Source organism: Edaphobacter sp., assembly GCF_028283685.1.
Lineage (GTDB): Bacteria > Acidobacteriota > Terriglobia > Terriglobales > Acidobacteriaceae > Edaphobacter.
In genome coordinates, this window is record NZ_JAPWKF010000010.1 from 17,933 (window position 1) to 29,844 (window position 11,912).

At 63.6% G+C, this 11,912-nt stretch carries 10 protein-coding genes; 5 read left to right on the forward strand and 5 right to left on the reverse strand.

Translation table 11 applies throughout. From position 1 onward, the window contains the following. Positions 1–34: 34 nt before the first annotated feature. A complete protein-coding gene (locus tag PW789_RS18105; RefSeq protein WP_299379313.1) occupies positions 35–1,105 on the reverse strand; it encodes a 4-(cytidine 5'-diphospho)-2-C-methyl-D-erythritol kinase in 1,071 nt (356 codons plus the stop codon). A gap of 93 nt (positions 1,106–1,198) precedes the next feature. Here PW789_RS18105 and PW789_RS18110 point away from each other — a divergent pair, with 93 nt between their 5' ends. Beyond that, positions 1,199–2,158: a glycosyltransferase gene (locus PW789_RS18110; RefSeq protein WP_299379316.1), complete on the forward strand. Its 960-nt coding sequence runs from the start codon at positions 1,199–1,201 to the stop codon at positions 2,156–2,158. Here the strand turns inward: PW789_RS18110 and PW789_RS18115 are convergent. Further along, the gene (locus PW789_RS18115; RefSeq protein WP_299379320.1) at positions 2,155–3,186 is read right to left on the reverse strand and encodes an energy transducer TonB; all 1,032 of its coding nucleotides are present in this window, start codon (positions 3,184–3,186) and stop codon (positions 2,155–2,157) included. The genes PW789_RS18110 and PW789_RS18115 overlap by 4 nt on opposite strands. Further along, positions 3,183–3,743, reverse strand: a complete 561-nt coding sequence (locus PW789_RS18120) for an RNA polymerase sigma factor (RefSeq protein WP_299379323.1) — start codon at positions 3,741–3,743, stop codon at positions 3,183–3,185. Before PW789_RS18120 ends, PW789_RS18115 begins: the two co-directional genes overlap by 4 nt. 240 nt (positions 3,744–3,983) lie before the next feature. Between PW789_RS18120 and ggt the strand changes: the two genes are divergently transcribed. Both ggt and PW789_RS18130 read left to right on the forward strand, forming a co-directional pair. Continuing rightward, positions 3,984–5,975, forward strand: a complete 1,992-nt coding sequence (gene ggt, locus PW789_RS18125; protein WP_299379326.1) for a gamma-glutamyltransferase — start codon at positions 3,984–3,986, stop codon at positions 5,973–5,975. 60 nt (positions 5,976–6,035) lie between these two features. Further along, positions 6,036–6,737 (forward strand): carbonic anhydrase, encoded by a 702-nt coding sequence (locus PW789_RS18130; RefSeq protein ID WP_299379329.1) that lies wholly within the window; start codon positions 6,036–6,038, stop codon positions 6,735–6,737. An 80-nt stretch (positions 6,738–6,817) separates the two neighbouring features. Here PW789_RS18130 and PW789_RS18135 read toward each other — a convergent pair whose 3' ends face one another. Continuing rightward, entirely contained in the window at positions 6,818–8,464 is a 1,647-nt protein-coding gene (locus PW789_RS18135; protein WP_299379333.1) for a DHA2 family efflux MFS transporter permease subunit, read from the reverse strand. 71 nt (positions 8,465–8,535) lie between these two features. Here PW789_RS18135 and PW789_RS18140 point away from each other — a divergent pair, with 71 nt between their 5' ends. Both PW789_RS18140 and PW789_RS18145 read left to right on the forward strand, forming a co-directional pair. Further along, positions 8,536–9,150, forward strand: coding sequence for a TetR/AcrR family transcriptional regulator (locus PW789_RS18140; RefSeq protein WP_299379336.1), 615 nt, complete (start codon positions 8,536–8,538; stop codon positions 9,148–9,150). A 109-nt stretch (positions 9,151–9,259) separates the two neighbouring features. Further along, a complete protein-coding gene (locus PW789_RS18145; RefSeq protein WP_299379339.1) occupies positions 9,260–11,305 on the forward strand; it encodes a beta-N-acetylhexosaminidase in 2,046 nt (681 codons plus the stop codon). A 93-nt stretch (positions 11,306–11,398) separates the two neighbouring features. Here the strand turns inward: PW789_RS18145 and PW789_RS18150 are convergent, their stop codons facing one another. Then, the gene (locus tag PW789_RS18150) at positions 11,399–11,872 is read right to left on the reverse strand and encodes a nuclear transport factor 2 family protein (RefSeq protein WP_299379342.1); all 474 of its coding nucleotides are present in this window, start codon (positions 11,870–11,872) and stop codon (positions 11,399–11,401) included. Between the last annotated feature and the right edge of the window lie 40 nt (positions 11,873–11,912).

Consider the following 11,912-nt stretch of genomic DNA (forward strand, 5'->3'; position numbering starts at 1 on the left):
AAGCGGCCGGTAATCCGTTATGTAACCGGCCGGGTCACTCTGCGAACATTCTCGTCCAGTACTGGCTACGGGGCAAGGTCTTCGTAATCAGAACCTTGGTGCCCGCGTCGTTTCCAGCATCCAGGACGCGCTGTTGAGCCTTCGCCGCATCCGCCTCGGACCGGTAAAGTCCGAACAGAGCCGAACCCGAGCCTGAAAGCGCAGCATACAGCGCCTCGCCGGATTCACGGCCGGAGCTACCCACAAGTTGACGCTTGATTTCACGCAAGGAGGGATAAGCAGGAAAGACGACCTGTTCAAAGTCGTTTTCAACCCCGGTGCGGACAAGCGAGAGAAGGGTATTCTCCGCCAGATCACCCTCATGGCCGCCTTGAGCTTGCTCAAAGCCTCCCCGCTTGCTTACCTCGTTGTGAGGGTCGGGGCTCGAACCACGGATGATACCGGATGTGCCTGGCTCTGCATAAAGTGCAGCAAAAGCGAGACTCAACTCACTTAGTCTATCGAGTTCCTGGGATTCCGTCAATGCCTGACGCTCCATCCGAGCATCCCAGTCCCGAAACGCCTGCGGCGTCGACACCCCCACCTCCGGCACCGCGATCACGCAGAAAACAGGAGACATATCCGGCAACGGCACCACCTGCTCGCCGCGCCCAAGTCCCAGAACAGAACCACCCAGCAGAAAAAGCGGCACATCCGACCCCACCTCACCGGCCAGCTTCAGCCGCTCGCCGCCGGCCAGCGCCGTGCCCAGCTCCTTCTCCAGCCCAATCAGCGCCGCCGCCGCATTCGCGCTTCCCGCGCCCATCCCGCCCTGCACCGGCAGACGCTTCTCAATATGGATCGCCACCTCAGCCGCCAGCCCCATCCGCGCCAGCGCCCGCTCCACCATCTTCCAGCAGGTATTCCGGCTGTCCAGAGGCACACGTTCGTCGTTGCTGGTGATCGAAATCTCCGTCGCCTGCGACCGTACCGCCGAGACCGTCACCAGGTCATGCAGCTCCAGCGTCTGGTACAGGGTCGTCAGCCCGTGGAACCCATCCGGCCGATTCGGGCCGATCGCCAACCCCAGATTGATCTTCGAATACGAACGAACGACGGTTTGCATGAGACTTCCATTCTAAATTGTGGCAATATCTCTGCATTCAAAAACAGGCCCGGGCTCCTTCTCTCTGCAAATCTACTTTTCAGGAGATCCCTCATGGGAACCCTTTGCGATAGCTGCTCCGTAGCCGTCATTATTCCTGCCTATAACGGAGAGCTCTACCTCCGTGAATCCATCGAGAGCGTCCTCTCCCAGACACTGCCGCCCGCCGAGATCGTCGTCATCGACGATGGCTCAACCGATGCCAGCCTCCGCATAGCCCAGGCCTACGAACCCCGAATCCGGGTCATCTCCCGGCCCAACGGCGGTGTCAGCGCCGCACGCAACTTCGGCGCCTCCATCACCACCGCTCCCTGGCTCGCCTTCCTCGACCACGACGACTGCTGGGAGCCCGACTTTCTGGCCCATGCCACAGAAGTCCTCCTCGACACCCCGGACGCAGCCTTCCTCTACACCGACCGCCGCGTCCTGTATCACCACGCCGCGGGCATCACCCTCTCAGAGCCACAGTCCATGCCTTCGCCCCGGCAGCTCCCCCGGCACCTGCTGGACCGCTGTCCCTTCACGCCATGCTCCGCCCTGGTCCACCGGCAGGCCTTCCTCGCCGTCGGCGGATTCGACAGCCGCCACAATGGCGTGGAGGACTGGGACCTCTGGCTCCGCCTCAGCGCCCATGGCATACGCTTCGCCCACTGCCCCCAGCCGCTCGTCCGCTACCGCGTCCACCAGGCCAACGCCAGCCGCAACGCCCTGAAGATGCTCACCACCAGCTTCAGCGTCCTCGATCAGAACCTCCGGCCGCAGATGACCCTCACCCACCGCATCACCACCCTCAACCGCGTCAAAAGCCGCCTCCAGGGAGAGGCCGCCATCCTCATGCGCGAGAACAGAACCTCCGGCTGCTTCGCCATGATGATGCGCTCGATCCTTCGCCACCCCTTTCACGAGGCGCGGCGCTATCCCATCGCTCTTCACATGCTGCTGTCGATCCTGCTCATACGGTCTGCTGCGCTGCGCCACCCGCTCCGGCACAGCCACCACGCCAGCCGTATCTAATAGATGTGAAAGCTCACGCTGACGTTCATCTCCACCACCACCGGACGCCCGTTCTCCATCGCAGGCTTGAAGCGATACTGCTTCACCGCCTCCAGGGCCTTCTCGTCCAGCCCCATCCCCATGCCGCGAACCACGCGAACATGGGTCGGCCTGCCCTGCTCATCCACCCAAAGGTCAACCGTCACATCTCCTGAGGCCTTCGCCTTCCGCGCCTCCTCCGAGAACTCCGGCTCCACCCAGAACAGCACCTCCGGCTTACTCACCGAGCCGCCCACGTGCCTCAGTCCGCCCCCATTGCTGCCGCCCGAACCCTCCCCTGATCCCGCGCCATCACCCGCGCCCAGCCCCGTCCCACGCCCATTGCCCAGCGAGATCCCCGCAATCGCCGCCTGCGACAGCCCCACATTCGGCATCACGTTATCAGCCATCCTCACCTGCTGCATCTCGATCGTCGGCTCCATCGCGATCTTCGGCTGAATCAATGGTGGCTGCGACGGCGCCACAATCTGCTGCTCCACCATCTTCGGCAGATGCCCCTTGCTCACCGGCGTCTCACCGCGCTGCCCACCACCGCCGCCCGTGCGCTGCGAAGCTCTCGCCTCAATAGGCAGCACCGGCACCACCAGCTGTGCCGTCACCTCCCGTGGCGGCGTCACGTCCCGTATCTGCGCCCGCACCACGAAGCCGATCACCAGCACCGCCATCGCATGCACCGCCACCGCGTATGCCATCGAGGAATACCCATCGTCCACAGCCATCGGGTCGACCACCGGCACCGGCTCCGACTCCAACAGCAGCGGAGGCATCCTGCGCGCAGACAGCAGATCCCGCATCCCCCGCCACAACGAGCCAAACACTCCCTCGCTCGACAACCCTCCCGCAAACACCAGCACATCCGCCATCGGCGCGCTCCCCTGCTCCTGCACCGCTGCCAGCATCCTGAGTTCCAGCCCGTCGCCGGGAGCAACATTGGCGGCCTCGTGCAGCACTGCGTCCAACAGCCGGTCGAACTGCATATCGTCCGTCATCGCTGCACCTCCTTCATCGCCTCGAACCTCTTCTTCAACTCCGCCTTCGCCCGCATCACCCGCGTCCGCACCGTACCCTCCGGGATGCCCAGAATGACCGCCACCTCGCCCGAGGTCATCTCCTCGATCGCGCTCAGCACCAGCGGCCTCCGCAGATCCTCCGGCAGACGGTCGATCATCTCCCGCAGCAGCATCCGTTCATCCATGCCCGCCGCCAGCAGCTCCGGCGAGCCCTCCCGCGTCGCCAGCCCCATCGCATCCACATCCTCAAATGCCTTCGCCGCCATCGCCCGGTCCAGCGCCACCCGCCACACCGTCTTCGCCAGAAACGCGCGCTCATTCTCCATGCGCAGCCAACTCTCGCTGCGGTACAGCTTCAGCAGCGCCTCCTGCACCGAATCCTCCGCATCGTGCGTGTTGCGCAGCAGGCTGTACGCCACGCGAAACATCATGCGCGACTGACGCTCCACCAGCGCGGCAAACTCCGCATCGCGCCCCGCGGCACCGTCCTGCGCCATCAGCCTCTCGCCATCGCCGAACAGCACCGTGTCATGCAAGGCACTTCCTCCGCCACGCTCGTTGCCCCTGAAATCTGGACTGCTATCCCCTAAGACCGTGCCGCCCGCAAAACCGTTCACTTTTCTTTGCGCCATCGGCCCTTGACCGTCCCGACGCATCCCGCTGCCACCCGGCAGTAAGGCCGTCCTCTCGACAACACATGCAGCCTTCACGCTATGCTTGGGGCATCCCACCGAAACACCGGCCCCCGTTCGTCCGGCACAGGAGCAATCCCGCACGTGAACGTTCTTCGCCTTACTGCCTCCGTCGCCGCCCTCTCCCTCGCCGCCACGAACCTTCTCGCCCAGGCGCCGGACGAACAGCCCGCCCGCGCCCGTCACGCCATGGTCACCACCGTCGAGCACAACGCCACCGACGCCGGCCTCGAGATCCTAAAAAAAGGCGGTAACGCCGTCGATGCCGCCGTGGCCGTCCACTTCGCCCTCGCCGTCGTCTATCCCTTCGCCGGAAACCTCGGCGGCGGCGGCTTCATGCTCATCCGTGAGAAGAACGGCAAGGCCCACTTCCTCGACTACCGCGAGATGGCCCCCGGCGCCGCCTCGCGCGACATGTACCTCGACGCCGAAGGCAAGATCATCCCCGGAGCCTCCATCACCGGCTACAAATCCTCCGGCGTCCCCGGCTCCGTCGCCGGCATGGTCTACGCGCAGTCCCACTACGGCAAGCTCACCCTCGCCGAAGACATGGCCCCCGCCATCCGCCTCGCCACCGAAGGCTTCCCCCTCATGGCATCCGAGGCGAAGATGATCCAGGGCACCAAAAAGCTCTCGCAGTACCCCGCCTCCAGGGCCATCTACCATCGCAACGGCGACTTCTATAAACCCGATGAGGTCTTCAAACAGCCTGAGCTCGCCGCCACCCTCACCGCCATCTCCAAGGACCCCTCCACCTTCTACAAGGGAGCTATCGCACAGAAGATCGCGGCCTTCGAAAAAGCCAACGGCGGCATCATCACCGCGGACGACCTCGCCCACTACGTCGTCAAGGAACGTGAGCCCATCCACAGCCGTTACCGCGGCTACGACATCTACACCGCCCCGCCGCCATCCTCCGGCGGCATCGTGCTGGCGGAGATTCTGAACATCCTCGAAGGCTTCGACCTCACGAAGATAGGAACCGACCGCAGCGCCGCGCAGGTGCAGATCATCACCGAAGCCTTCCGCCGCGCCTACATGGACCGCTCCGACTACCTCGGCGACCCCGACTACAACGTCCTGCCGCTCAAAGAACTCGCCAATACGAAGTACGCCGCCGCATGGCGTGCCTCAATCGTTGCAGGCAAGCCAACACCCTCAAAGTCGCTCGTCCGCCCCGCAGGCTTCGTGCCTCCGCCACCGCCGCAGCACAAAGGCAAGGAGCCGACCGACACCACGCACTTTTCCATCGTCGATAAAGACGGCAACGCCGTCGCCAGCACCACCACCCTCAACGGCGGCTTCGGCAACGGCATCACCGTCGAAGGCCTCGGCTTCCTCATGAACAACGAGATGGACGACTTCACCTCCAAGGTCGGCGTGCCCAACATGTTCGGCCTCATCCAGTCCTCGGCCAACTCCATCGAGCCCGGCAAGCGGCCCCTCTCCGCCATGACCCCCACCATCATCACCACCCACGGCGGCTTCCTGCGCCGTAAGAAGCTGGCCTACGTCATGGGCTCGCCCGGCGGCTCCACCATCATCACCACCGTCGCCAACGACGTCATCAGCTCCATCGACAACCACCTCAACATCCAGGCCGTCGCCGACGCCCCACGCTTCCACCACCAGTACCTGCCCGACCGCCTCGACTTCGAGAAAGAAGTTCCCCCGCGATGTCGTCGAGCAGATGAAGGCCATGGGTTACGACACCAACCTCAACCAGATGGCCGACGACAAGAGCCCCGGCCTGTGGGGCGACAGCGAACTCATCGCCATCGACCCCAAAACCCACGAACTCCTCGGCGGACACGACAACCGCCGCGACTTCGGCAAAGCCGCCGGCTACTAGGCCTCTCAATCACCGCAACAGCGCGGGAGCACAGCAACCCCATGCTCCCGCGCCTCCACCTCGTTCCGCCCTCCTGCGTTGTCGTTCCATCCGCCCCATCCATCCTTGCGTTATCGTTCCATCCTTCTTCTTGTCACTCCCATTCCTGGCACAGCGGAGGAGTCTGCTCTTCTCCGCCCGGCGGGCCAGGCAATCCCCATGCTCCCCAACACTCACCCATCTGAAACACGTTTGCGTGCATACTGTTCTGCACGGCCCCAACACCATGCATGGAGGCTTCCCCAATGCAGAGCACTGATTCACGCCGCACGTTCCTGCGCAACACCGGCATTCTCATCGCCGGCGCCATCACGCCCGTCAAAGCCTTCGCTGCACCACGCGCCACCCCCGCGCCGTCACCCGATCAAGTCCTCAAGCTGATGCTCGAAGGCAATCAGCGCTTCGCCTCCGGCAAATCCACCCACCCCCGCCGCACGCCATCGGACTTCAAGCCCCTCGCCGCCGGGCAAAGCCCCATCGCCTGTATCGTCACCTGCTCCGACTCCCGCGTCACCCCCGAGATCCTCTTCGATCTCGGCATCGGCGAGCTCTTCGTCGTCCGCGTCGCCGGCAACTACGTCGACGGTGCAGGAGCCGCCGTCAAAGGCACCGTCGAGTACGCCATCGCAGAGTTGGGTGTATCTCTCGTCATGATCCTCGGCCACTCGCAGTGCGGAGCCGTCAAAGCCGCCATCGAGCACATCCACGACAACGACGCACTCCCCGGAGCCATCAACGACCTCGTCAACGCCATCAAGCCCGCCGTGCTCGCCTCCGAAGATCAGCCCGGCGACAAGCTCGAAAACGCCATCCGCGCCAACGTCAAACGCGGCGCCGACCGTCTCGACGACCTCGAACCCATCGTGGCCCCCGCCGTCAAAGCAGGCAAGCTCAAGATCGTCGGCGGCGTCTACGAACTGGCCACCGGCAAGGTCCAGATGCTGTAGCGAATGCCGGGTGCCCCATTCATGCGGCTTCATTGCATGAGTGGGCCATTCGAGCGAAGCTCGAACCGTTTCCACAAGAATTAGTGCGCGTCCAGCTCCATATGCTTCTGCGCCGGCGGCCGCTTCAGGAAGAACACCAGCGGAATCATCAGCAGCATAATGCCGCACAGCATCTTGAACTGATCCATATAGGCCTGCAACTGCGCCTGCTGCTGCAGCCTCTGGTAGAGCTGCGCCAGCGCCATGTAATGTACGTCCGCATGATTGCCCGCCACAGCCGACATCTGCGCCACCGCATCCTGCACCGGAGCATCCGACGCGCTCAGATGCTGGCCCAGCACCGTCTGAAACACCTGCGACCGCCGTTGCAGCATCGTGCTCACCAGCGCAATGCCGATACTGCCGCCCTCGTTTCGCACCAGTGCATACAGACCCGCTCCCTGCGAGCTCTCCGTCTTCGGAATAAACCGGAAGACGATCGTGCTCACCGGCACCGTGATCAGGCCCAGCCCCAGCACCTGCACAATGCGCGGAATGATGAAGTCCCTCTCCGCCACATCGAGATTCATCGAGCCCATCCACCAGCACGCGCTCGCAATAATCAACATGCCGCAGAAGACCATCTTGCGCGGATCGTACCCCTTCGTCAGCACATAGCCGACCAGCGGCACCTCCAGCATCGTGAACAGGCCAGCCGGTGACAGCGCAATACCCGCCGTCGTCGCGTCGTAGTTCATCATCTGCTGCATAAACGTCGGCAGCAGGTAGGTCGTCGCATACAGCACCATGTACAGACCCAGGATGATCAGGCAGCAGAACAGGAAGTTCCGCTCCTTCAACAGCCGCAGATTCACCACCGGGTTCTTCGTGTTCAGCTCCCAGAGGACCGCCGCCACCAGCGCGATCACCGAGATGCTGGCAAACAGCACGATAAACGGCGAGCCGAACCAGTCCAGCTCCTGCCCCTTATCCAGCACAATCTCCAGCGTCGCCAGGCCAATCGAGATAAAGCCCAGCCCGCCCCAGTCCACCGCAACCTTGCGAGCCTTCGCCTTCGCCTCCTTCATGTAAGGAGGGTCCTCCAGCACGATGCGCGTCAAAAACACGCACAGCATACCGACCGGAATATTGATATAGAAGATCCAGCGCCACGAGTAGTTATCCGTGATCCAGCCGCCCAGCGTCGGCCCCAGCACCGGAGCCACCAGGATCGCAATCGTATACAGTGCCATCGCCATGCCCCGCTTATTGCCAGGGAAGGTATCTGCCAGAATCGCCTGCACCGAAGGCTGCAATCCTCCGCCTGCAAGCCCCTGCAGTACGCGGAACAGGATCAGCATGGCCAGCGACGGAGCCAGTCCGCACGCCGCCGAAAACACCGTGAAGAAAAACACCGACAGCAGGTAAAAATTCTTTCGCCCCAGAATCGACGACAGCCATCCGCTGATCGGCAACACAATGGCATTTGCCACCAGGTAGCTCGTCAGAACCCACGCACCCTCGTCCTGCGAGGCCGACAGGCTGCCCGCGATATGCGGAAGCGCCACGTTCGCAATCGAGGTGTCCAGCACCTCCATAAACGTGCCGATCGTCACGACCAGCGCCACAATCCAGGGATTGAAGATCCTGGCCTGCGGAAGGTGCTCATTATCGAACTGGTCAGGAGCCGACTCAGCAAGAGACGCCTCCGCTTGGGAGAATTCGGATTCTTCGATAGGAACTGACATAATGACTCGACAGTATTACTAGATGACCCATCGGTCATTTCGTTGCAAGTTTATGATAAACCGCTGAGCCCATGCCTCGTTCCTCCGCCACCGCCAAGCAGAAGGTCGTCACCGAACTCCGTCGCGCCGAGATCCTCACCGCCGCGACCAAGGTCTTTGGAAACAAGGGCTTCGACGACACATTGATGGACGAGATCGCACGCGCGGCCGGCCTCGCCAAGGGCACCCTCTACCTCTACTTCAAGTCCAAGGACGACATCTACCAGGCCGTCGTCCGCCACGCCCTCGCCCAGGTCGACGCCCTCACCCAGCAGCACGTCGATGCCTCACCGACCTTCGCCGCCCGCTTCTCCGCCTTCATCCGCGTCCGCATCGCCTTCTGGCAGGATCACCACCTGCTCTACCGCGTCATCCTCAGCATGGGCCGAGCCCCGCAGTACCGCAAAAAAAGCATCGGCTGGCAACGCGAAGCCGTCAGCTATCTCGTTCGTGTCATGGAAGAAGGCGCAGCAGCACGCGAGATTCCGCCGCAGGACTTCCTCGCCGCCGCCTGGATGACCATGGACGCCATCCGTGGCGCCAACGAACGCCGCGTCTTCGCCGACTGCGACTCCAACACCGTCGAGCAGGATGTCGAAGCGTTGACCAGCCTTCTCCTTCAAGCCGTGCAACCCCGGCAATCCTGATCGACATACGATCCTGCTCTCACCAGGTCTGACTCCGGTCAAAACGGCCCCGCGCTACCACTCTGTATAGTTTCTTTAGATTGTTAACCAACGTACCAAGGAGAACCGGGTGAAGCCTTCCCTCGCCGCCGTCCTGGCCGTAGCCACTGTGCCATTTGCAGCACTTCACGCTGCCACAGCCCAGACCTCTTCCGCCTCTGCCCTCACCCTGATGCCCGTGCCCGCGCACCTCACCACCGGCGCCGGCGCCTTCTCCTGGACCCCCTCCGTCACCATCGGCGTCACCCACTTCCGTAACCAGCGGCTCGACGACGCCATCCAGCGCTCGCTGCTGCGCCTCGAGCGCGCCACCGGCGTCCCCCGCCAGCGCACCGTCACCACCACCGCCGCCTCCAGCCTCGTCATCGACGTCGACGGCCCCGGCGACGCCATCCAGTCCATCGACGAGGATGAGTCCTACACCCTCTCCGTCTCTGCCTCCGGCATCAAGCTCCACGCCGCCACCGTCGTCGGAGCCATGCGCGGCCTCACCACGCTCGAGCAGCTCGTCCAGGCCAGCGGCAACGGCTTCATCCTGCCCGCCGTCGACATCCAGGACACGCCCCGCTTCCGCTGGCGCGGCCTCATGATCGACACCGGCCGCCACTTCGAGCCCGTCGAGGTCATCAAGCGCAACCTCGACGCCATGGCCGCCGTTAAGCTCAACGTCTTCCACTGGCACCTCTCCGAAGACCAGGGCTTCCGCATCGAGAGCAAGATCTATCCCAAGCTCACCGGCATGGGCTCCGACGGACTCTTCTATACGCAGGAGCAGGCCAAGGAGATCGTCGCCTACGCCGCCGAGCGCGGCATCCGCGTCATCCCCGAGTTCGACATGCCCGGCCACACCAAGGCGTGGCTCGTCGGTTACCCCGAGCTCTCCAGCGACCCCGGCCCCTACTCCATCCGGCGTGAGTTCGGTGTCGACGACGACGCCATGGACCCCACCAAGGAGTCCACCTACAAGTTCATCGACGCCTTCCTCGGCGAGATGGCCACCATCTTCCCCGATCCCTACCTGCACCTCGGCGGCGACGAAACCCCCGGAACCCAGTGGAAGAAGAACGCCCACGTCACCGCCTACATGAAGGCGCACAACTTCAAGAACACCGAGGAGCTGCAGACCTACTTCTCGCAGCGCGTCCTCGAGCTGGCCAAGAAGCACGGCAAGCACCTCGTCGGTTGGGATGAGATCCTCACCCCCAACCTGCCCACCGACGCCATCATCCAGTCCTGGCGCGGCGTCAAGTCGCTCTCCGTCGCCGCCACCCGCGGCTATCAGGGCATCCTCTCCGCGCCCTACTACCTCGACGGCATGAAGTCCGCCGAAGACAACTACCTCGCCGATCCCATCCCCGCCGACACCACCCTCACCCCCGCGCAGCAGAAGTTCGTACTCGGTGGCGAGGTCTGCATGTGGGGTGAGCAGCTCAACGAGCTCTCCATCGACTCCCGCATCTGGCCCCGCGCCGCCGCTGTCGCCGAGCGCTTCTGGTCCTCCGCCGATCAACGCAACGTCGACGACATGTACCGCCGCCTCTCGGTCGAATCCCTCCGCATCGAGGCCGATGCCCACACCACCCACCTCACCCACGAAGGCGCCGCCCTCCGCGAGCTCGCCGGAACCGAAGACATCGATGCGCTCCGCACCTTCTCTTCCATCCTGCAGCCCGTCTCCTTCGGCGAGCGCTACCACTTCCAGCACACCTCGCAGATCACATCGCTCGATCTGCTGGTCGACGCTGTCCGCCCCGATCCGCCCTCGCGGCACAACTCCATCCTGCTCGTCGCAGATCTGCTGAAGTCCCCCAAGGGCAACAGCGCCGCACGCGCCCAGCTCACCCGCACCTTCCAGAGCTGGATCGATGCCGCTCCCATCGTCTCCGCGCAGATGGACCAGTCGCCCCTGCTCGCCCAGGCGCGGCCCCGCCTCACCGCCTTCGCCTCGCTTGGTCACATCGGACTCGACGCCCTCACCTACCTCAACGGCAAGAAGGCCCCCGCCGGATGGAAGCAGAAGGCGCTGGCCGATCTCGAAGCCGCACGCAAACCTGAGATGATGCTGCGCTTCACGGTCATCGACGCGCTGCACAACCTCGTCGACGCCGTTCAGTAACCATCACGCAGCAGCGCAGCATGACAAAGCAACAAAGAGCAGAGGCCGTGGCAATCGCCACGGCCTCTCTCTTTTGCCTCGAACCCTTCTCTCTCAAAGCCCCAGCTCACTCAGCCCCGGATGCTCGTCCGGCCTGCGCCCCGACGGCCAGTGAAACAGCCTGTCCGTCTCGCCGATCGCCAGATCGTTGATGCTCGCATGTCTCTGCCGCATCAGGCCATGCTCGTCGAACTCCCAGTTCTCGTTGCCGTAGCTCCGCCACCACTGGCCAGCAGCATCGTGGCACTCATACGCAAACCGCACCGCGATGCGATTCGAGCCGAAGGTCCAAAGCTCCTTGATCAGCCGATAGTCCAGCTCGCGCTCCCACTTGTCCCGCAGAAACCTGACAATCTCCTCGCGGCCGTTCACGAACACCGAACGGTTCCGCCACCGGCTGTCCACCGTGTACGCCAGCGACACCCGCTCCGGGTCGCGCGTATTCCACGCATCCTCGGCCATGCGAACCTTCCTGATCGCGCTCTCGCGAGTAAACGGCGGTGCAATCACTCCCTGTGTCATCGTCATGCTCCTTTAACTCTTCGCCAACAGCTAGGCGATCACCACG